17 protein-coding genes are annotated in these 20,823 nt (G+C 76.5%); 10 read left to right on the top strand and 7 right to left on the bottom strand.

The genetic code is table 11. The features are described 5' to 3' along the window. Window positions 1-8: 8 nt before the first annotated feature. From gyrB to dnaA, 4 genes are all read right to left on the bottom strand, one after another. Complete coding sequence (gene gyrB, locus EDC57_RS01270; RefSeq protein ID WP_123399461.1) at window positions 9-2,417, bottom strand: DNA topoisomerase (ATP-hydrolyzing) subunit B; 2,409 nt, start codon at window positions 2,415-2,417, stop codon at window positions 9-11. A 31-nt stretch (window positions 2,418-2,448) separates the two neighbouring features. Continuing rightward, window positions 2,449-3,513 (bottom strand): DNA replication/repair protein RecF, encoded by a 1,065-nt coding sequence (gene recF, locus EDC57_RS01265; RefSeq protein WP_123399459.1) that lies wholly within the window; start codon window positions 3,511-3,513, stop codon window positions 2,449-2,451. A gap of 3 nt (window positions 3,514-3,516) precedes the next feature. Further along, window positions 3,517-4,620, bottom strand: coding sequence for a DNA polymerase III subunit beta (gene dnaN, locus EDC57_RS01260; RefSeq protein ID WP_123399457.1), 1,104 nt, complete (start codon window positions 4,618-4,620; stop codon window positions 3,517-3,519). A gap of 191 nt (window positions 4,621-4,811) precedes the next feature. After that, window positions 4,812-6,149, bottom strand: a complete 1,338-nt coding sequence (dnaA, locus tag EDC57_RS01255; RefSeq protein ID WP_245995097.1) for a chromosomal replication initiator protein DnaA — start codon at window positions 6,147-6,149, stop codon at window positions 4,812-4,814. 202 nt (window positions 6,150-6,351) lie between these two features. Here dnaA and rpmH point away from each other — a divergent pair, with 202 nt between their 5' ends. The 5 genes from rpmH to mnmE are packed head-to-tail and all read left to right on the top strand — an operon-like array spanning window position 6,352 to window position 10,032. After that, window positions 6,352-6,486 (top strand): 50S ribosomal protein L34, encoded by a 135-nt coding sequence (rpmH, locus tag EDC57_RS01250; RefSeq protein ID WP_123399453.1) that lies wholly within the window; start codon window positions 6,352-6,354, stop codon window positions 6,484-6,486. Continuing rightward, a complete protein-coding gene (rnpA, locus tag EDC57_RS01245) occupies window positions 6,467-6,856 on the top strand; it encodes a ribonuclease P protein component (protein WP_123399451.1) in 390 nt (129 codons plus the stop codon). The genes rpmH and rnpA overlap by 20 nt, the downstream gene beginning before the upstream one ends. Beyond that, window positions 6,841-7,089 (top strand): membrane protein insertion efficiency factor YidD, encoded by a 249-nt coding sequence (gene yidD, locus EDC57_RS01240; RefSeq protein WP_123399449.1) that lies wholly within the window; start codon window positions 6,841-6,843, stop codon window positions 7,087-7,089. Before rnpA ends, yidD begins: the two co-directional genes overlap by 16 nt. Continuing rightward, window positions 7,082-8,686 carry a membrane protein insertase YidC gene (gene yidC, locus EDC57_RS01235; RefSeq protein ID WP_123399447.1) on the top strand — a complete coding sequence of 535 codons (1,605 nt, stop codon included), beginning with the start codon at window positions 7,082-7,084 and terminating at the stop codon, window positions 8,684-8,686. Before yidD ends, yidC begins: the two co-directional genes overlap by 8 nt. Next, window positions 8,647-10,032 carry a tRNA uridine-5-carboxymethylaminomethyl(34) synthesis GTPase MnmE gene (mnmE, locus tag EDC57_RS01230; protein WP_245995095.1) on the top strand — a complete coding sequence of 462 codons (1,386 nt, stop codon included), beginning with the start codon at window positions 8,647-8,649 and terminating at the stop codon, window positions 10,030-10,032. The genes yidC and mnmE overlap by 40 nt, the downstream gene beginning before the upstream one ends. A gap of 7 nt (window positions 10,033-10,039) precedes the next feature. Here the strand turns inward: mnmE and EDC57_RS01225 are convergent, their stop codons facing one another. From EDC57_RS01225 to EDC57_RS01215, 3 genes are read right to left on the bottom strand one after another with little or no spacing between them, the layout of a single operon-like run. Further along, entirely contained in the window at window positions 10,040-11,959 is a 1,920-nt protein-coding gene (locus tag EDC57_RS01225; RefSeq protein WP_123399445.1) for a transglutaminase TgpA family protein, read from the bottom strand. Further along, window positions 11,947-12,864 (bottom strand): DUF58 domain-containing protein, encoded by a 918-nt coding sequence (locus tag EDC57_RS01220; protein WP_123399443.1) that lies wholly within the window; start codon window positions 12,862-12,864, stop codon window positions 11,947-11,949. Before EDC57_RS01220 ends, EDC57_RS01225 begins: the two co-directional genes overlap by 13 nt. Window position 12,865: 1 nt before the next feature. After that, on the bottom strand, window positions 12,866-13,795 hold the full coding sequence (locus EDC57_RS01215) for an AAA family ATPase (RefSeq protein WP_123399441.1): 930 nt from the start codon (window positions 13,793-13,795) through the stop codon (window positions 12,866-12,868). Between the two features lie 60 nt (window positions 13,796-13,855). Between EDC57_RS01215 and EDC57_RS01210 the strand changes: the two genes are divergently transcribed. From EDC57_RS01210 to mnmG, 5 genes are read left to right on the top strand one after another with little or no spacing between them, the layout of a single operon-like run. After that, the gene (locus tag EDC57_RS01210; RefSeq protein WP_123399439.1) at window positions 13,856-15,013 is read left to right on the top strand and encodes a cation:proton antiporter domain-containing protein; all 1,158 of its coding nucleotides are present in this window, start codon (window positions 13,856-13,858) and stop codon (window positions 15,011-15,013) included. A gap of 39 nt (window positions 15,014-15,052) precedes the next feature. Further along, window positions 15,053-16,033 carry a metallophosphoesterase family protein gene (locus tag EDC57_RS01205; protein WP_123399437.1) on the top strand — a complete coding sequence of 327 codons (981 nt, stop codon included), beginning with the start codon at window positions 15,053-15,055 and terminating at the stop codon, window positions 16,031-16,033. Further along, complete coding sequence (locus tag EDC57_RS01200) at window positions 16,030-18,015, top strand: PAS domain-containing sensor histidine kinase (protein ID WP_123399435.1); 1,986 nt, start codon at window positions 16,030-16,032, stop codon at window positions 18,013-18,015. Before EDC57_RS01205 ends, EDC57_RS01200 begins: the two co-directional genes overlap by 4 nt. Before the next feature lie 52 nt (window positions 18,016-18,067). Then, window positions 18,068-18,916 carry a DMT family transporter gene (locus EDC57_RS01195; RefSeq protein ID WP_123399433.1) on the top strand — a complete coding sequence of 283 codons (849 nt, stop codon included), beginning with the start codon at window positions 18,068-18,070 and terminating at the stop codon, window positions 18,914-18,916. Beyond that, window positions 18,913-20,778 carry a tRNA uridine-5-carboxymethylaminomethyl(34) synthesis enzyme MnmG gene (gene mnmG, locus EDC57_RS01190; RefSeq protein ID WP_123399431.1) on the top strand — a complete coding sequence of 622 codons (1,866 nt, stop codon included), beginning with the start codon at window positions 18,913-18,915 and terminating at the stop codon, window positions 20,776-20,778. The genes EDC57_RS01195 and mnmG overlap by 4 nt, the downstream gene beginning before the upstream one ends. Window positions 20,779-20,823 lie beyond the last annotated feature (45 nt).

Here is a 20,823-nt window from a genome sequence, read left to right as displayed (position 1 = left end):
GCGCAGGCTCAGACGTCGAGGTTGGCCACGAGCAGGGCGTTGCGCTCGATGAAGGCGCGGCGCGGCTCCACCTGATCGCCCATGAGGGTGCTGAAGATCTCATCCGTCGCCACGGCATCCTCGATCCGCACCTGCAGCAGGCGCCGCGTCTCCGGATCCATGGTGGTCTCCCAGAGCTGCTCCGGATTCATCTCGCCGAGCCCCTTGTAGCGCTGGATGTGCTGGCCGCGGCGGGCCTCGGCGAGCAGCCACGCGTAGGCCTCGCGCAGATGGGCGACGGCGGCGCGGCGCTCGCCGCGCGCGACGAAGGCGCCGGGCTCGAGCAGGCCGTCGAGGCGCCGCGCGAGGGCGGCGATGGCGGCGTACTCGGCGGAGTCGAAGAAGTCCGCCGGCAGCACGGCGCGCTGGCGCACGCCGTGGGCGGTGCGCTGGATCGCGAGTCCGTGGCGGTCGTCCTCGAGCACCGGCAGGAGCCGGTAGCGGGTGGTGGGATCGCAGCCGGCGTTGACCGCCGCCTCCAGGGCGCGGGTCCAGGCGGCGAAGGCCTCGGCATCGCGCTGCAGCGCCTCGTCCACGGGGGCGACATCCAGGAGCCGCTCGAGTAGCAGCGGGTCGTGGCGGCGGCGCAGGCGCTCGACGATGCGGTGCACGCGCTGGTAGTCGCGAAGCAGCGCCTCGAGGGCGGACGGCGCCAGGGCCGGCGCCTCGGCCGCCGGGTGGAGGCGGGCTCCCTCCAGGGCCTGGGCGAGGAGGTAGTCCTGCAGCTCGGCGTCGTCCTTGACGTAGTGCTCCTGCTTGCCCTTCTTCACCTTGTAGAGGGGCGGCTGGGCGATGTAGACGTGGCCGCGCTCGATCAGGGCCGGCATCTGGCGGTAGAAGAAGGTCAGGAGCAGGGTACGGATGTGGGAGCCGTCCACGTCGGCGTCGGTCATGATGATGATGCGGTGGTAGCGCAGCTTGTCGGGGTCGAACTCCTCCGGGCCGATGCCGCAGCCGAGGGCGGTGATCAGGGTGGCCACCTCCGCCGAGGACAGCATCTTGTCGAAGCGGGCCTTCTCGACGTTGAGGATCTTGCCCTTCAGCGGCAGCACCGCCTGGTAGCGACGGTCGCGGGCCTGCTTGGCCGAGCCGCCGGCGGAGTCGCCCTCCACCAGGAAGAGCTCGGAGGCCGCGGGATCCTTCTCCTGGCAGTCGGCGAGCTTGCCGGGGAGGCCGGCGACGTCGAGGGCCCCCTTGCGGCGGGTCATCTCCCGCGCCCGCCGCGCGGCCTCGCGGGCACGGGCGGCGTCGATGATCTTGCCGACGATGGCGCGGGCGTCCGCCGGATGCTCCAGGAGGAAGTCGCGCAGGTGCTCGGCGACCGCGGCCTCCACCGGGGCGCGCACCTCGGAGCTCACCAGCTTCTCCTTGGTCTGGGAGGAGAACTTCGGGTCGCGCACCTTCACCGAGAGGACCGCCGTGAGCCCCTCGCGGGTGTCCTCGCCGCTCAAGGGGGCGGCGAGCTTCTTGGCCAGGCCCTGCTCCTCGATGTACTGGTTGAGGGTGCGGGTGAGGGCCGCGCGCAGCCCGGCGAGGTGGGTGCCGCCGTCGCGCTGCGGGATGTTGTTGGTGTAGCAGAAGACGCTCTCCTGATAGCCGTCGTTCCACTGCATCGCGACCTCGATGCCGATGCCCGCGCGCTCGGTGGCGACGTGGAAGACGGTGGGGTGGACGGGCGTCTTGTTGCGGTTGAGGTGCTCGACGAAGGCGCGGATGCCCCCCTCGTAGGCGAAGACGTCCTCGCGGTCGGTGCGCTCGTCGCGCAGGACGATGCGCACCCCCGAGTTGAGGAAGGAGAGCTCGCGCAGCCGCCGGGCGAGGATGTCGTAGTGGAACTCGGTGCTGGAGAAGACCTCGCGGCTCGGCCAGAAGCGGATCTCGGTGCCCCGCCGGGGGGTCTCGCCGACCACCTCCAGGGGGCCCTGGGGCTCGCCCATGCGGTACTCCTGGCGGTAGACGCGCCCGTCGCGGCGGATCACCAGGCGCAGCCGCTCGGAGAGGGCGTTCACCACCGAGACGCCGACGCCGTGCAGCCCGCCCGAGACCTTGTAGGCGTTGTCGTCGAACTTGCCGCCGGCGTGCAGCACGGTCATGATCACCTCCGCCGCCGGGCGCCCCTCCTCGGGATGGATGTCCACCGGAATGCCGCGGCCGTCGTCCCGCACCGTCACCGAGCCGTCGCTGTGCACGGTGACCTGGATCTCGGTGCAGTAGCCGGCGAGGGCCTCGTCGACGGCGTTGTCCACCACCTCGAAGACCATGTGGTGGAGACCGGTGCCGTCGTCCGTGTCCCCGATGTACATACCCGGCCGCTTGCGCACGGCGTCGAGGCCGCGCAGGACCTTGATGCTGCTGGAGTCGTAGGTGGCGTGGGTCATCGTGGCGCGGAATTCCAGGAAAGACGCGTCATTATAGCATCGGCCGGACGCGGCCCTGTTCCACGTGGAACCACGCCGCCGGCGCCTCGGGAGGGATCGCGGCACGCTCCGTGGTGGTGATCCAGACCTGGACCCGAAGCTCGCGCAGCAGCGCCAGCACCGCCGCGCGGGCGGCGGCGTCGAGCTCCGAGGCGAACTCGTCCACCAGAACCACCGGCGGCTCCCGTCCCAGCTCCCGCGTGAGCAGGACCTGACCCAGGACGAGGGCGTAGGCGAGACGCCGCGCCTGGCCCCTGGAGGCGAGCCGCCGCGCCTCTGCCCCCGCCCAGCGCACGGCGAGGTCGGCCCGGTGCGGACCGGCCTGCGTGCTCCCGAGGAGCGCATCCCGCGCCCGCCCGGCGGCGAGCGCCTCGGCAAGGGCGCCGCGCCAGCCCGGCTCCAGCGCCAGCGTCACCTCGGCCCCCGCGAGGAGCCTCACCCCCAGCCTGCGCACCGCCTCCGCCCACCCCGCCACGTAGCGCGCGCGCGCCGCCGCCACCGCCTCCGCCGCCTCCGCCAGCGGCGCCTCCCAGGCCGCGGCCGCGGCGAGATCTCCGCTGCGCAGGGCGGCGTTGCGCTGGCGCAGGGCGCGCCGGTAGCGGCGCATCCACACCGCGTAGCCCGGTTCCACGTGGAACACGCCCCAGTCCAGGAGCTCGCGCCGCAGCGCCGGCGGCCCCTCCACCAGCTGATAGCTCTCGCCGAGGATCCACACCACGGGCAGCCGCCCGAGGAGCGCCCCCGCCCCGCGGTGGCTCCGCCCCTCCACGCGAACGGTGGTGCCGGCGCGGTCGCGGCGCAACCCCAGCCGCTCCCGCCGCCCCTCTTCCCCCTCCACCTCCGCCGCCACAGTGGCCGCCCCGGCGCCGCGGCGCACCAGCGCGAGCCCCCGCGGATCCCGGAAGGACCGTCCCCGTCCCAGCAGCGCCAGCGCCTCCAGGAGGCTGGTCTTGCCCGCCCCGTTGGCCCCCCAGAGGACGTTGATGCCCGACCCGGGCTCCAGCCGCGCCGCCTCCAGGATGCGCAGGTCGCGGACCTGGAGCGCCCGCACCCGCATCGGCTACAGCCGCATCGGCATCACCACGTAGCGGCTGTCCTCGCCCCCCACGGGCACGATGAGGGCGCTGCTGTTGGCGTCGGTGAAGTGCATGCGCACCCGCTCGCCCGGCAGGGCGTTGAGGGCGTCGAGGATATAGGCGGCGTTGAAGCCGATCTCCAGCGGATCCCCCTCGTAGGCCACCTCCAGCTCCTCCTCCGCCTGCTCCTGCTCCGGGTTCTGCGCCTCCATCCGCAGCACCCCGTCGCCCATACGGAAGCGCACCCCCCGGAACTTCTCGCTGGAGAGGATCGAGGCCCGCAGCAGCGCCTCGCGCAGGGCCTCCCGGTCGGCCTCCAGGAGCCGCTCGCCTCCCGCCGGCAGCACCCGCTCGTAGTCCGGAAAGCGCCCGTCGATGAGCCGGCAGGCCAGCCGCAGCCCCGGCTCCTCCAGCTCCAGGTGGGTGCTGCCGAGCCCCAGGCGGACGGTGCCGTCCTCGCCCTCGCCGAGGATCCGGGCCAGCTCCGTGACCCCCTTGCGCGGTACGATGACCTGCATCTGCTCCTCCACCCCGGTCTCCGCCGGCCGCTCCGCCAGCGCCAGCCGGTGCCCGTCGGTGGCCACCGCCCGCACCGCCCCCGGCCGCAGCTCCAGGAGCAGCCCGTTGAGGTAGTAGCGCACGTCCTGGTGCGCCATGGCGAACTGGGTCCGCTCGATGAGCTGGCGCAGCGTCGCCCGCTCGAGCTCGAGGCTGCGGACCGTGGCGCCCGCCTCGAAGCGCGGGAACTCCTCCGGCGGCAGGCTCACGAGGACGAAGCGGCTGCGCCCGGCCCGCACCACCACGCGCCCGTCCGCCGCCTCCAGCCGCATCACCGCCCCTTCCGGCAGGCTGCGGCAGATCTCGTGCAGCTTGCGCGCCGGCACCGTGACCTCGCCCGGGACCTCGGTGTGCACCGCCACCTCGGCCATCATCTCCAGCTCCAGATCCGTTCCCACGAGGGTCAGCCGCTCGCCCTCCGCGCGGCACAGGAGATGGCCGAGGATGGGCTGGGTCTGGCGGCGCTCCACCACCGCGCTGAGCCGCTGCGCCGGGCGCAGCAGGGTATCGCGCACCACCTCGATCTTCATTTCTTCTTCCCCCAAGAGCGTTCGTTGTATTCAGGTCCCGGCGAGGTCGGTGGACAACCCCGCGTTCTCCTTTTCGATCAACGAGTTCGGTGCCTCGGGGCGGGCCCCCGATGCTGTGCGCCGGCGTTGTCCGTCCTGTGGACAGGCTGTGACTGCCCGCGGGGCGCGCCGTCCTCCACCGGTTGTCCACATCATGCGCTGAGGATCCTCAACAGGTTGCGGTAGTCCTCGGCGAGCTGCGGCTCGCGCTCCACCAGCTCGCGCACCTTGCGGCAGGCGTGGAGCACGGTGGTGTGGTCGCGGCCGCCGAAGGCGGCCCCGATCTCGGGCAGGCTGTGGCTGGTGAGCTCCTTGGCCAGCGCCATCGCGATCTGGCGCGGCCGTGCGATGGAGCGGGTGCGGCGGGCCGAGGTGAGGTCGGCGACGCGGATCTTGAAGTAGTCGGCCACCGTGCGCTGGATGTTGTCGATGGTGATGCGCCGCTCGTGCACCGCGAGCAGGTCGCGCAGGGCCTCGCGGGCGAACTCCAGGGTCACGCCGCGGCCGGTGAAGCGGGCGTGGGCCACCACCCGCCGCAACGCCCCCTCCAGCTCGCGGACGTTGGAGCGGATGTGCTTGGCGATGAAGAAGGCCACCTCGTGGGGCAGCTCCATGCCCATCTGCTCGGCCTTGGCGGCGAGGATCGCCACCCGCGTCTCCAGCTCCGGGGGCTCGATGGCCACCGTCAGGCCCCAGCCGAAGCGCGACTTGAGCCGCTCCTCCAGGCCCTCCACCTCCTTCGGGTAGCGGTCGCAGGTGAGGATCACCTGCTGGCGGTTCTCCAGCAGGGCGTTGAAGGTGTGGAAGAACTCCTCCTGCGAGCGCTCCTTGCCGGCGAAGAACTGGATGTCGTCGATGAGCAGCGCGTCCGCGCCGCGGTAGAACTGCTTGAACTCGTTGATCCGGTTGTGCTGCAGGGCGCGGATCATGTCCCCGACGAAGCGCTCGGAGTGCAGGTAGATGACCCGCGCCTCGGGGCGGCGCCCGCGCAGGGCGTTGCCCACCGCGTGCATGAGGTGCGTCTTGCCGAGGCCGGTGCCGCCGTAGATGAAGAGCGGGTTGTAGGCGGTGCCGGGGTTCTCCGCCACCTGCAGCGCCGCCGCTCGCGCCACCTGGTTGGACTTGCCCTCGACGAAGGTCTCGAAGGTGAACTCCGGGTTGAGGGTCCCCTCGGCCCAGCCCGCGCCGTCGCGGCCCCGCCCCTCGCCGGGCGCCTCGCGCGGGGGCTGCGCCGCCGCCGAGCCCACCTCCAGGCGCACGGTGGGGGCCGCCTCGCCGCCGAGCCCGCGCAGATGGCGCTGGATCTGTTCCAGGTAGTGCTCGCGCACGTGGTCGAGGACGAAGCGGTTGGGGGCCAGGAGCCGCAGCGCCGCGCCGTCCCCCACCGCCTGCAGCGGCCGGATCCAGGTGTTGAACTGCTGGGCCGAAAGCTCGCCCTCGAGGCGCGCGGCGCAGCGTTTCCAGAGCGAGACGCCGTCCTGGTGCTCCACGATGCGGGGCCCCCGTCCGCCGAGTCCTGAGGTGGGTCGCCGGCGCCTCCGGCGGGCGCCTTCGAGGCCGCCCATCTTAGGGCAAAGCCCGCCGCCTTGGCCAGCCGGCCCCGGCGGCTGCGGTTGACCCGCCGCCGCGCGCGCCGCTACCATTCCGCCCTTTTCCGAGCACGGCATTGGCAGAGGGATTCCGGGGAACGCCATGAAGCGAACCTTCCAGCCCAGCAACATCCGCCGCAAGCGCACCCACGGCTTCCGCGCCCGCATGCGCACGAGGGCGGGGCGGCGCGTGCTCGCCGCCCGCCGTGCCAAGGGGCGTGCGCGGCTCACCCCCTGAGGGCGACGCCCGGGCGGCACCGAGGCGGCGTCTCCCGCGTGCGGCGCGCCTGCGCAGCCGGGGCGAGTTCGAGCGCGTCTTCGCCGCGGCGCGAAGGCGGGCCTCGGCCCGCTCCTTCACCGTCCTCGCCCTTCCCAACGGCACCGCCCAGGCGCGGATCGGCCTCGCGGTCTCGCGCCGCGCCGCCCGCCGCGCCGTGATGCGCAACCGCATCCGCCGCATCGTGCGCGAGAGCTTCCGCCTCCACCGCCACCGCCTCGGCGGCCTCGACTGCGTCGTCATCGCCCGCCCGGGGGCGGCCGAGCGGAGCAACCGCGAGCTCTTCGGCGAGCTGGAGCAGCTGTGGCAGCGTCTGTGCGACAGGGCCTGACCCGCATCGCGACGGCGCCCCTTCGCGCCTACCGCTACGCCGTGAGCCCGCTGCTCGGGCCCCGCTGCCGCTTCGAGCCGAGCTGCTCGGCCTACGCCATCGAGGCGCTGGAGCGGCACGGCCCGGCGCGGGGCGCCTGGCTCGCCCTGAGGCGGCTGCTGCGCTGTCACCCCTTCCACCCGGGGGGCTACGATCCGGTGCCCCCGGCCCCCGACAGGAGCGCCGATGGATAACCAGCGCCTGTTCCTCTTCGTCGCCTTCTCCCTCGTCGTCCTCCTGCTCTGGGAGGCCTGGCAGCGCGACTACGCCCCGCGCCCGCAGGCCCCGGCGCCGGTCGCCGAGGCCCCGCGCGCCGCCGAGCCGCCGGCGCCTTCCGCGCCGCCGCAGACCGCCCTGCCCCGCGGCGAGCGGGTGCGGGTGGTCACCGACGTCCTCGACCTGGAGATCGACACCCTCGGCGGCGACCTGCGCCGCGCCGACCTGCGCCGCTACCCGGTGAGCCTCGACCGCCCCGAGGTCCCCTTCCGGCTCCTCGACGACGCCCCGGAGCGGCTCTTCGTCGCCCAGGCGGGCCTCGTCGCCGCCGACCTGCCGCGGCCGCGTATTCCCTACCGCGCCGAGGCCGCCACCTACCGGCTCGCCGACGGCCAGGACCGGCTCGAGGTGCGGCTGCGCTGGCAGGGTCCCGGCGGGCTCGAGGTGGACAAGGTCTACACCTTCCGCCGCGGCAGCTACGTGGTGGAGCTGGCCTTCGAGGTGCGCAACCGCGGCGCGGCCCCCCGCACGGTGCGGCCCTATCTGCAGCTGCAGCGCGTCCCTGTGGCGCAGGGCTCGCGCTACACCGGCGCCTACACCTTCGCCGGCGCCGCCTACTACAGCCCCGAGACCAAGTACGAGAAGCTCGATTTCGAGGACATCGCGCGCGGCGCCCAGCCCCAGCCCGCCGAGCTCACCGACGGCTGGGTGGCCATGGTCCAGCACTACTTCTTCGCCGCCTGGATCCCGCCCGGCGGCACGCCGCACCGCTACTACACCCGGGCCGTGGGCGACGGGCCGCGCTACCTCATCGGCGTCACCGCCCCGGATCTTCAGGTCCCGCCCGGGGGGGCGGCCCGCTACGCCGCCCGCGCCTACGTTGGGCCCAAGCTCCAGGAGGTCATCCCGGAGGTGGCCGAAGGGCTCGAGTTCACGGTGGACTACGGCCTGCTGACGGTGCTCGCCAAGCCCATCTTCTGGCTCCTGCGCCACATCCACGACCTCGTCGGCAACTGGGGCTGGGCGATCGTGATCCTGGTGGTGCTCCTCAAGGCGGCCTTCTACAAGCTGTCGGAGGCGAGCTACCGCTCCATGGCCAACATGCGCCGCCTCGCGCCGCGCCTGCAGGCCCTGCGCGAGCGCTATGGCGACGACAAGCAGCGCCTCAACCAGGCCATGATGGAGCTCTACAAGAAGGAGCGCATCAACCCCCTCGGCGGATGCCTCCCGATCCTGGTGCAGATCCCGTTCTTCATCGCCCTCTACTGGGTCCTGCTGGAGAGCGTGGAGCTGCGCCACGCCCCCTTCGTCCTCTGGATCCGCGACCTCTCGGCGCGCGACCCCTACTTCGTGCTGCCCATCCTCATGGGCGCCACCATGTTCCTGCAGCAGCGGCTCAACCCGCAGCCGCCGGACCCGATCCAGGCCCGGATCATGATGGCGATGCCGGTGGTGTTCACGGTGTTCTTCCTCTTCTTCCCCTCGGGCCTCGTCCTCTACTGGCTCGTCAACAACCTCCTCTCCATCGCCCAGCAGTGGGTGATCACGCGCCGCATCGAGCAGGCGAGCCGCTGAGCCCGCCCGCGGGCGAGACCATCGCCGCCGTCGCCACCCCGCCGGGGCGCGGCGGCATCGGTGTCGTCCGCGTCTCGGGCCCGGCGGCGGGGGCGGTGGCGCGGGGTGTGCTCGGGCGGCTGCCGCCGCCGCGCACGGCCTGGCTCGCCGCCTTCCGCGACGCCGACGGGGCCGTCATCGACCGCGGCCTCGCCCTGTGGTTCCCGGCGCCGCGCTCCTACACCGGCGAGGACGTGCTGGAGCTGCACGGGCACGGCGGTCCGGTGGTGCTGGACCTGCTGCTCGCCCGCTGCCTCGCCCTCGGCGCGCGCCCCGCCCGCCCGGGCGAGTTCACCCTGCGCGCCTTCCTCAACGGCAAGCTGGATCTGGCCCAGGCCGAGGCCGTCGCCGACCTCATCGACGCCGCCAGCGCCGAGGCCGCCCGCGGCGCCCTGCGCAGCCTCGAGGGCGCCTTCTCGGCCGAGGTGCGCGCCCTCGCCGAGGCCCTCGCCGCCCTGCGCGCGGAGGTGGAGGCGGGCCTCGACTTCGCCGACGAGCCCCTGGAGCTCGCCGCGGAGGCCGAGACCGCGCGCCGCCTCGCCGAGCTGGAGGCCCGCTGGCGGCGGCTCCGCGCGCGCGCCGCCGAGGGGGCGGCCCTGCGCGAGGGGCTCGTGGTGGCCATCGTGGGGCGGCCCAACGTCGGCAAGTCGAGCCTGCTCAACGCCCTCGCCGGGCGCGAGACCGCCATCGTCACCCCCATCGCCGGCACCACCCGCGACGTGCTCCGCGAGCAGATCCTGGTGGAGGGGGTGCCCCTGACCGTGCTCGACACCGCCGGCCTGCGCGCGGCCGACGATCCGGTGGAGCGCGAGGGGGTGCGCCGCGCCCGCGCCGCCCTCGAGGGGGCCGACCACGTCCTCCTCGTGGTGGAGGACGGCGCCGCCCCCGCCGCCGCCGAGGCCGAGGCGGCCGAGGCCGCGGCGGGGCGCCTCACCGTGGTCTGCAACAAGATCGACCGCACGGGGCGCGCGCCGGGGCCCGCGGAGCACCCCTTGGGGCCCGCGGTGGCGGTCTCGGCACGCACCGGGGCGGGCCTCGAGGCGCTGGCGCGCCGCCTCGCCGCGGTGGCCGGCCGCGGCAGCGGCACGGAGGGGGTCTTCCTCGCCCGCCGCCGCCACCTGGAGGCCCTCGACCGCGCCGGCGCCGCCCTCGCCGCCGCGGCGCACCGCCACCGCGAGGGTCTCGCCGACCTCGTCGCCGAGGAGCTCGCCCAGGCGCAGCGGGCCCTCGGCGAGATCACGGGCGAGGGCGTCGACACCGAGGCCCTCCTCGGGCGCATCTTCGCCCGCTTCTGCATCGGCAAGTAAGGCCGCCTCAGGGGCGGAAGGCGCGCACCGCCCGCGCGAGGCGGGCGAGCGCCGACGGCGTCGGCCCCGGTCCATAGCGGGCGGCGACGTAGGCCGCCACCACCGCCTCCACGCACCGCCGCCGCGCCGGCAGCGCCGCCGCCAGGCGCCGGCCGTAGTCCAGCGGACCCTCGGTGGGCCGGCGGGGCAGGCCCGCGGCGGCGGCGCGGGCGCAGAACCGGACCCAGAGCGCCTGGGCGGGGTCCGCCGCGGTGCCGCGGCGGGCGAGCACCAGCCAGGCCGCGGCGGCGAGGGCGAGGGCGGCACCGGCGGCGAGCAGCGCCGCCAGCCCCTGCCACAGGGGGAGGCCGGCGAGGCCGAGGCGGCCGGCGAGGCGCCCCTGCAGCTCGGGGCCGTAGCCCAGGACCCAGTAGGTCCAGGCGGCATCGGCGGCATCGCGCAGCCGCGTCCAGGCCGCCGCGAGCCCCGCCGGGGCCGCGGCCACGAAACGCACCGCCCCCGCCGCCGACGCCGGGTCGATGGCGCGCTCCAGGCGCAGGGGGGCCACCGCGGCGGTGGGGTCGACCCGGATCCACCCCCCGTCCGCGGGGGCCACCTCCACCCAGGCGTGGGCGTCCGACTGGCGCACCACCAGATCGCCGCTGAGGGGGTTGGCCTCGCCGCCGAGATAGCCCACCACCACCCGCGCCGGGATCCCCGCCGCGCGCATGAGGAGGGCGAAGGCGGCGGCGTAGTGCTCGCAGAAGCCCCGCCGCGTGCGGAAGAGGAAGTCCTCCACCGGATCGGGCCCGAGGGGGCCCGGGCGCAGGGTGTAGACGAAGCCCTCCGTGCGCAGCCAGTCGAGGGCCGCCTGCACGGTGCCGCGGTCGTCCCCGCCGCGCGCCCGCAGGGCCTGGGCCAGGGCGCGCACCCGCGGCGAGAGCCGCCGCGGCAGGCGCATCGCGTAGGCCCGCTGCGCCGCCGTGGGCGTCGCGCCTTCCCCACCCACCAACGACTCCGCGCGGTAAGTGAGCACCCGCTCCAGGGGCCCTGGGAGGGCGAAGGTGGCGCCCGGCCCGGGTGTTGCGGCGCGCACCGCGAGGGGCCGGTCGAGGGCCGGCAGCCAGCGCTGACCGTGGGGGAGCAGGGTCACGGTCTGGCCCAGGCGCCGCCCGCCGCGCGGGGCCGGCTCCGACCCGGGCGGGCGCCCCTCCCACCAGCGCCGGCCGTCGGTGGCCCAGAACACCGCCGCGCGCCAGTAGCGCGCCGCCGGCACCGGGCCGTCGAGCCGCACCCGCAGCGCGACGGCGTCGGAGCGGGCGAGCTCGGCCACCCGGCCGAGCACGAGCTCGCCGCCGAGGCCCGTGCGCGCCGCCGCCTGCCGCTCGCCCCAGAGCGGGCCGCCCAGGCGGGGAAAGAAGAGGAAGACGACCAGCGCCAGGGGCAGCGCCTGCAGGAGCAGCGCGCCGGCGCGGGCGAGGTGGGCGCGCGGGCGCTCCTGCGGATCGTGGATCCCGGCGAGCGCCGCGAGCAGCAGCCACAGCACCGCCGGCGCCGCCAGCGGGCGGGGCAGCTCCGGGTCGTGGAGGAAGGCCACCGCCGCGAGCAGCGCGCAGCTCAGCACCACCACCACGGCGTCGCGCCGGCGCTCGAGCTCCAGCAGCTTGAGTGCCGCCCCCGCCACCAGCAGGGCGCTCCCGGCCTCGAGGCCGCGCAGGGTCCCGTGCGCCGCCGCCACCGCCGCCAGCGCCGCCAGCGCCGCCGCCGTGCGCAGCCGCCGCCCCGGCAGCGGCCAGCCCCGCCGCGTCGCCGCCGCCCGCCACAGCGCCACCGCCGCGAGCCCCGCCGGCAGCGCCGGCGGCACCGTGCCGGCGAGGACGGCCGCGGCCGCCAGGGCCGCGGCGGCGCTCCACCCCACCGCCGCCGGGGAGAGGCTCAGCGCGGCCATCGTCCCAGCCGCTCCAGGCAGCGGCGGCGGTGGACCGCGCCGCGGCCGGGCGGGATGCGCGCCCCGGGCAGGGCGAGCCCGTAGGCGAGGCCCGCGGCCTCGGCGTCCAGGACCCAGCGGCAGAGGCGGGCGAGGCGCGCCTCCGCGTCCCCCGAGGCCGCCTCCCAGGTCAGCCACAGGGTGCCGCCGGCGGGGGCGGCAAAGCGCTTCAGGTGCAGCCCCCGCCCCCGCGCCGCCAGCGGCCAGTGCACCCGGCGCAGGCTCTCGCCGTCGCGCCAGCGGCCGAGGTCGTGGAAGGCCCCGCCGCCGCCCTCCGCGTCGGCGCCGCCCTCGGCCTCGCCCGCGCCCCCGGGCGGCAGCCCGGCGGGCGGCGCCGGCCGCGGGTAGACCACCGCCTCGGCCCCGGTCTCGGCATAGCCCCAGGCGCGGAAGAGGCCGAGGGGCCGGGTCGTCTCCAGGCGTACGCGCCCGAGGGCGAGCATGCCGCGCCGCGGCGCCGGCACCGCCAGCACCGCGGCCGCCTCGCCCTCGGCGGGCACCGCCACCTCCGCCGCCACGCCGCCCGCCGCCACCCGCACCCGCCGCGGCCGTCCCCCGCCGTCGAGGCGCAGGCGGAAGCGCTGGCGCCCGCCGGCGAAGGCCTCCCCCGCCGGTTCGGCGGCGATCCCGACCCCGGCGAGCTCGCGGTAGGTGTGGAGGATGGCCACCACCGCCACCGAGGCGAGGAGGAAGGTGAAGGCGAGGGCGGCGTTGTTGTTGTAATGCAGGCCGAGGAGCAGCAGCGCCGCCAGCGCCGGCGCCAGCAGCAGGCCCTCGCGCGTGGGCAGGATGTAGACCGTGCGCCGCCCGAGGCGGGCGCGGCCGGCGCGGGGCCGGGCGGGGCGGGCGAGCGCCGCCAGGCCCACCCTAGGGGATCGCCACCGCATCGAGCAGGGCCGCCGCCGCATCCTCCCCCTCGGTGCCGGCGGCGAGCCGGTGCGCCGCCACCGGCACGAACACCGCCTGCACGTCCTCGGGGAGCACCGCGTCGCGGCCCTCGAGCCAGGCCCAGGCCCGCGCCGCCGCCATCAGGGCGAGCCCCGCCCGCGGCGACAGCCCGGTGCCGCCCTCGCCGCGGCTCGCCTGCAGCAGGGCGTGGACGTAGGCGATGAGGGGCGGTGCGGCGTGGACGCGGGCCGCCGCGGCCTGGGCCGCGCGCACCGCGGCGGCGTCGAGCACCGGCTCCAGCGCCGCCACCGCCCCCTGGCGGGGGCCGAGGCGCAGCAGCTCGCGCTCGGCCTCCGGGGGCGGATAGCCCAGGCGCAGGCGCATGAGGAAGCGGTCGAGCTGCGACTCCGGCAGGGGGTGGGTGCCGGCGAGGTGGAAGGGGTTCTGGGTGGCGATGACGAGGAAGGGCCGGGGCAGGGGCCGGGTCTCCCCATCGGCGCTCACCTGCCGCTCCTCCATCGCCTCCAGGAGCGCGCTCTGGGTGCGGGGGCTCGCGCGGTTGACCTCGTCGGCCAGCAGGACGTGGGTGAAGACCGGTCCCGGCACGAACTCGAGGCGGCCCTCGCGCAGGATCGGGCCGCCCGTCACGTCCGCAGGCAGGAGGTCGGCGGTGAACTGCACCCGGCGGAAGGCGAGCCCCAGGACCCGCGCCAGGGCCTGGGCGAGGGTGGTCTTGCCCATCCCCGGCAGGTCCTCCAGCAGGAGGTGGCCGTCGGCGAGCAGGCAGGCCAGCGCGAGGCGCACCGCCCGCGCCTGGCCCAGCACCAGCCGCTCCACCGCGGCGCGGGAGCGGCCGAGGCGCAGGCGCAGGGCCTCGGTCTCGGCGGGGGCTGCGCGGGGCGTGCCCATGGCGGGGATTATAGGGCCGGGGAAGGGGCTATGATGGGGCGAGCGCGGAGGAGGCAGGCGATGGAAGGCGGGCTCGTCGCGTCCATGTTCGTGATCTTCACCGGGGGGGCGGTGCTCGCCACGCTCGCCCTCTTCGCCCGCCAGGCCCTGCCCGTGGCCTACATCGCCCTCGGCCTCGTCGCCGGCCCCTGGGGGCTCGCCTGGGTGGACGATCCGGCGCTCATCGGCCGCATCGCCGACATCGGCATCCTCTTCCTGCTCTTCCTCCTCGGCCTGGACATGCAGCCGCAGGACCTGCTCCACCTGCTCGGCAAGGCCACCGCGGTGACCCTGGGCTCGAGCCTGGCCTTCCTCGGCCTCGGCGCCGGCGCCGCCCTCGCCTTCGGCCTCGCCGCCGGCGAGGCCGCGGTGGTGGGGGCGGCGTTCATGTTCTCCAGCACCATCATCGGCCTGAAGCTGATGCCCACCACGACCCTGCACCACCGCCACACCGGCGAGCTGGTGATCGCGGTGCTGCTGCTGCAGGATCTGCTCGCCATCGCCGTGCTGATCCTGCTCGAGGGGCTCGGCGGCGGCGCGGCGGTGCTGCTGCGCATCGGCCTCGGGCTGCCGGCGCTGGCGGCGGCGGCCTTCGCCATGCAGCGCTGGGTGCTGCTGCCGCTGCTGCGCCGCTTCGACACCATCCAGGAATACGTCTTCCTGCTCGCCATCGGCTGGTGCCTGGGGGGGGCGGAGCTGGCGGCGCTGCTCGGGCTGTCGCACGAGATCGGCGCCTTCATCGCCGGGGTGGCCCTCGCCTCGAGCCCCATCGCCCTCTTCATCGCCGAGCGCCTCAAGCCGCTGCGGGACTTCTTCCTGGTCCTGTTCTTCTTCTCCCTCGGCGCCGGCTACGACCTCGGCCTCCTCCCCCGGGCCCTGCCCCTGGGGCTCGCGCTGGCCCTGCTCGCCGTCGCCGCCAAGCCCCTGGTCTTCGCCCTCCTCCTGCGCCGCATCGGCGAGCCGCGCGGGCGCTCGCGGGAGGTGGGCATCCGCCTCGGGCAGATGAGCGAGTTCGCCCTCCTCATCTCCGTCGCCGCCGCCGGTGGCGGCGCCCTCGCCCCGCTGTCGGCCTCGGCGCTTCAGCTCGCCACCCTCCTGAGCCTCGTCCTCTCGTCCTATGTCATCGTCCTGCGCTACCCCTCCCCCATCGCCGTGGACGACCGCCTGCGGCGCGACTGAGCTTGCGCCGCCGGCGGCGGCGGCGTAGGTTGCGCGGCCATGGAGCCCGTCCCCGGCCGCCACTGCCCCGCCGCCTTCGGCCTGCGCGCCCGCGACCTCGCCGCCGCCGAGCCGCTGGCGGCGACCACCGTCCTCGTCGCCGGGGGCCTCTACGGCAACCGCCACGCGCTCGCGGCGCTGCAGGCGCGGGCCGCCGCCGAGGACGGGGCCGAGCTGATCCTGGCCGGCGATCTGCACTGGTTCGACGCCGAGCCCGAGGCCTTCGCCCGCCTCGAGGAGGCGGCCCGGCGCCATCGCGCCGTGGCCGGCAACGTGGAGCTGATGCTCGCCGATCCGGCGGGCGGCGACGACTGCGGCTGCGCCTACCCGGGGCACGTGGACGCCGCCACCGTGGCCCGCTCCAACGCCATCATGGCGCGGTTGCACCGGGCCGCGGGCGCGGTGCCCGGGGCGCGGCAGCGGCTCGCGGCGCTCCCGCGCTGGCTGGTGCTGGCGGTGGGGGGGCTGCGGATCGCCGTCGTCCACGGCGACCTGCGCTCGGTGGCGGGCTGGGACTTCGCCCTCGAGCACCTGGCCCCGCCGGGGAACGCGGTGCGGGCGCGCCTCGGCGCCCGCCGGCACACCACCGCGGAGACGGTGCGCGCGCTCTGCCGCGAGGCCGACGTCGCCGCGGTGGCCTGCGCCCACACCTGCCTGCCCTGCCTCGCCCGCGCCGACGGCGTGGTGGTGATCAACAACGGCGCCGCCGGCATGCCCTGCTTCCGCGGCCGACGCGAGGGGGTGGCGACGCGGATCTCGGCCGCCGGCCCCGCGGCCGACGCCCTCTACGGGGTGGAGCTCGGCGGCGTGCGCCTCGAGGCGGTGCCGGTGCCCTACGATCACGGCGCGTGGCTGGCCGAGTTCGACGCCCTGTGGCCGGCGGGCAGCGCCGCCGCCGAGGGCTATCGGGCGCGCCTCGTGGCGGGTCCGCCGCTCGCGCCCGCGGAGGCGGTGCTGGCGCTCGCGGGGACGGCGGCGTGAGCGGGTCGGCGGAGGCGATCGCCCGCGCCCTCGAGGCCCACCGCCGCCTCGGCGCGGTGCTCGCCCGCGGCGGCGAGGCGCAGGCGCAGCTGGTGGCGGTGCTCGGCGTCCTGCGCGAGGTCTTCGACGCCGACCGCACCTGGCTGCTCTATCCCTGCGATCCGCAGGCCCCCGCCTGGTGGGTGCCGGTGGAGGTGACGGTGCCGGAGTACCCGGGCGCCTTCGCCGCGGGGGAGGAGGTGCCCATGGACGCCACCGGCCGCGCCGTGTTCGCGCGGGTGCTGGCCGCCCCCGGGCCGGTGGTCTTCTCCCCCATGCCCGCCGGGAGCGACTGGGTGGTGCGCTATCGCATCCGCGCCCAGATGCTCACGGTGGTGCGCCCGCGCTACGGCGCCCCCTGGCTGCTCGGGCTGCACCAGTGCCGCGAGGTGCGCAGCTGGAGCGCCGAGGAGCAGGCGCTCTTCGCCGAGCTCGCCGGGCGCATCGCCGATCTGCTGAGTCTCGTCCGCATGGGCGAGGACCTGCGCCGGCGCGAGGCGCGGCTGCAGCTCGCCCTCGAGGCCGCGGGCGAGGCCCACTGGGAGTGGGACCTCGACGCCCGCGAGGGCTATCTGAGCCCGCGCTTCGTCGGCCTCTACGGCGACCCGGCGGCGGGGCTGCGCGGGTGGCTGCGGCGGGTCCACCGCGACGACCGCCGGGCGGTGGTGACGGCGCTGCGGGCGCACCTCGCCGGGGCGAGCCCGGGCATCGACGTCGAGTACCGCTTCCGCGGCGCGCAGGGCTGGCGCTGGCTGCACACCCGCGGGCGGCTGGTGTCGCTGCCCGGCGCCGCGCCGGGGCGGGTCCTCGCCGGCACCCATGCCGACGTCACCGCGCGCAAGGAGGCGGAGCTCGCGCTGCGGGCCGAGAAGGAGCGGGCGGCGCGGGCCGAGCGGGCGAAGTCGCGCTACCTCGCCGCCGCCAGCCACGACCTGCGCCAGCCGCTGCACGCCCTGCACCTGCTCCTCCAGGCCCTGGAGCGGCGCAGCGCGGCGCCCGAGGTAGGCGAGATCGCGGCCGAGATGCGGGCGAGCCTCGCCGCGATGCAGCAGCTGCTGGACACGGTGCTGGAGGTGGCCCGCCTCGAGGCGGGCGCGGTGCGCGTGCGCCGCGAGGACCTGCCGCTCGAGCCCTTCCTCGAGGCGCTGCAGATGCGGCTTGCGCCGGCCGCCGCCGCGCGCGGCGTCGCCCTCCACCTCCACCTGGTGCCGGCGGTGCTCGACACCGACCCCGTGCTGCTGGGCTCGATCCTGCAGAACCTGCTCGCCAACGCGGTGCGCCATGCCCGCCGGCGGGTCATGCTGGCGGCGCGCTGGGGCCGCACCCACGTGCGCCTCGAGGTGCGCGACGACGGGCCCGGCATCCCCCGCGCCGAGCGCGGGCGCATCTTCGAGGAGTTCTACCGCGGCCGCGGCGCCGAGCGCGGGCCGGGGGCGGGGCTGGGGCTGGGGCTCGCCATCGCCCGCCGCAGCGCCGATCTGCTCGGGCTCGCCATCCGCCTGCGCAGCGCCGAGGGCCGGGGCAGCGCCTTCGCCATCGCCGTGCCGCGGGCGCAGCCGGCGCGCCCGGCGGCGCCGCCGCCGCGCGTCCACGGCGGCGGCCGCCTCGCACTCGTGGCCGACCCCGACCCCGTCCAGGCGCAGGCCCTCGGCCGCCTCCTCGAGGTCTGGGACTTCCGCGTCATCGTCGCCACCGGCGGCGCCGAGGCGGTGGCGGCCGCGGGCTGGGAGCCGCCGCTGCTGGTGGTGAGCGCGGCGCGCCTCGCCGACGGCTGGGATGCCGAGGCGCTGCTCACCCGGCTTGCCGCCCAGGGGCCGCTCAAGGCCGTGGTGCTCGGCGACGAGGGCGGGGCCCCGGGCCCGGACCGTTGCCTGCTGCCGCGCCCGCCGGAGCCGGCGCAGCTGGCCGAGGCCCTCGCCCGGCTCCTCGGCGAGCGCGGTTGACAGGCGCCCGGTGCCGGCGCAGATTGGCCGCCCCTCGGCGGACGGAGGCGGCATGGCGACGGGCCAGGGCAGGGCACTGGCGGGGCTCGTGACCGGGGCGCTGGCGATCGCGCTGGCGCCGATCCTGGTGCGCCTGAGCGAGGTGGGGCCGGTGGCCACCGCCTTCCACCGCGTCGCCCTCGCCCTGCCGCTGCTGCTGCTGTGGGCGCGCGGCGGCGCGCGGCCCGGCCCCGGGGCATGGCTCGCCGGGGCCCTCTTCGCCGCCGACCTCGCGGTCTGGCACCTCAGCATCGGCCTCACCACGGTGGCCAACGCGACCCTCTTCGCCAACGCCGCCCCGGTGGTGGTGACCCTGCTCGCGTGGGGGCTGCTGGGGCAGCGGCCGCGGCCGCTCTTCCTCGCCGCCCTCCTCTGCGGCATGGCCGGGGTGGCGCTCCTCATGGGCGGGGCGGGCCCCGCCGGGCGCCTCGCCGGGGATCTGCTGGGCCTGCTCACCGCGGTCTTCTACGGCGGCTACATCTTCGCCGTGGCCCGCGCCCGCAGGCGCGACGGCACCGCCGCGGTGATGGCCGCGAGCGCGGCGGTGAGCGCGGCGCTGCTGCTGCCGCTGGCGTGGGCGAGCGGCGAGCGCGTCCTGCCGCAGACCGCCGCCGGGTGGGCGGTGCTGCTGGCCCTGGCCTGGCTCACCCACGCCGGCGGCCAGGGGCTCATCACCTGGGCGCTGGCCCATCTGCCCGCCGCCTTCTCGGCGGTGGTGCTGCTGGTGCAGCCGGTGGCGGCGGCGCTCATCGCCTGGCCGCTCTTCGGCGAGCCGCTGGGGCCGGTGGAGGCCGCCGGGGCGGCGCTGGTGCTCGCCGGCATCCTGCTCGCGCGGCGGGCCAGTCCGGGGGCGGCGCCGTGAGGGGGGACGGGCGCTACGACGTGGTCGTGGTGGGCGGCGGCCACGCCGGCACCGAGGCGGCGCTGGCCGCGGCCCGGGCCGGGGCCGAGGTCCTGCTCCTCACCCACAACCTCGACACCGTCGGCCAGATGAGCTGCAACCCGGCCATCGGCGGCATCGGCAAGGGCCATCTGGTGCGCGAGATCGACGCCCTCGGCGGGCTCATGGCCCGTGCCGCCGACCGCGCCGGGATCCAGTTCCGCATCCTCAACGCGCGCAAGGGCCCGGCGGTGCAGGCGACGCGGGCCCAGTGCGACCGCACCCTCTACCGCCTCGCGGTGCGCCGCGCCCTGGAGACGGCGCCGCGCGTGGCCCTGCTGCAGCAGGCGGTGGAGGACCTGGTGGTGGCGGGCGGCGCGGTGCGCGGCGTGGTCACCGCCCTGGGGCTGCGCTTCGAGGCCGCGGCGGTGGTCCTCACCGCCGGCACCTTCCTGGGGGGGCGCATCCACGTGGGCCTCGCGCAGCGCCCCGGCGGGCGCGCCGGCGACCCGCCGGCCGAGGCCCTGGCGCGGCGGCTGCGCGAGCTGCCCCTGCGGGTGGGGCGGCTCAAGACCGGCACCCCGCCCCGCATCGCCCGCGCCAGCATCGACTTCGACCGCCTCGAGGTCCAGCCCGGCGACGAGCCGGTGCCGGTCTTCTCCTTCCTCGGCCGGCCCGAGGAGCACCCGCCCCAGGTCCCCTGCCACATCACCTGGACCACCGCCGAGACGCACCGGATCGTGCGCGGGGCGCTACACCGCTCGCCCCTCTACACCGGCCGCATCGAGGGCGTGGGGCCGCGCTACTGCCCGAGCATCGAGGACAAGGTGGTGCGCTTCCCGCAGCGCGAGCGCCACCAGGTCTTCCTCGAGCCCGAGGGGCTCGACAGCGGCGAGATCTACCCCAACGGCATCTCCACCAGCCTGCCCTTCGACGCCCAGGTGGCGCTGGTGCGCTCCATCCCGGGCCTCGAGCGGGCCCACCTGACGCGCCCCGGCTACGCCATCGAGTACGACTACTTCGACCCCCGGGACCTGCACCCCTGGCTCGAGTCGCGCCACCTCCCGGGGCTGTTCCTCGCCGGTCAGGTCAACGGCACCACCGGCTACGAGGAGGCCGCCGCCCAGGGGCTCGTCGCCGGCGTCAACGCGGCCCGCCGGGCGCGGGAGCTGGAGCCGTGGTGGCCGCGGCGCGACGAGGCCTACATGGGGGTCCTCGTCGACGACCTCGTCACCCGCGGGGTGACCGAGCCCTACCGCATGTTCACCAGCCGGGCCGAGTACCGGCTGCGCCTGCGCGAGGACAACGCCGACCTGCGGCTGACCCCGGCGGGGCGGGCGCTGGGGCTGGTGGACGATGCCCGCTGGGCCGCCTTCGAGGCCCGCCGCGAGGCCCTCGAGCGCGAGCGCGCCCGCCTGCGCGCCACCATCCTGCCGCCCGCCGCCCTCGCCGCGGCCGGGATCGAGGCCCCGCCGGGGCAGGGCCTGTCGCTGGAGGCGCTGCTGCGCCGGCCGGGCTGGGACTACCGCCGGGTGACGGCGCTGCCGGGGGCGGGACCGGCGGTGGCCGACCCCGCGCTGGCGCGGCAGGTGGAGATCGAGGTCAAGTACGAGGGCTACCTGCGCCGCCAGGAGGCCGAGGCCGAGCGCCTGCGCCGCCACGAGACCCTGCGCCTGCCGCCGGACCTGGACTATGCGGCGGTGGCCGGTCTCTCCAACGAGGTGCGCGAGGTGCTCGCGCGGGCGCGGCCGGCGACCCTGGGCCAGGCCGCGCGCACGCCCGGGGTGACGCCGGCGGCGGTGGCCCTGCTCCTCGTCCACCTGCGCGCGCGCGGGCTGCTCTGACGCCCGGGTTCCCGCCCCCGCGGAAAGGGTTGCGGGGCCAACTGC

Origin of the sequence: Inmirania thermothiophila, from assembly GCF_003751635.1 — a bacterium.
Lineage (GTDB): Bacteria > Pseudomonadota > Gammaproteobacteria > DSM-100275 > DSM-100275 > Inmirania > Inmirania thermothiophila.
The sequence above is the reverse complement of the archived record's forward strand: the minus strand, read 5'-3'. Positions and strand labels throughout refer to the sequence as shown.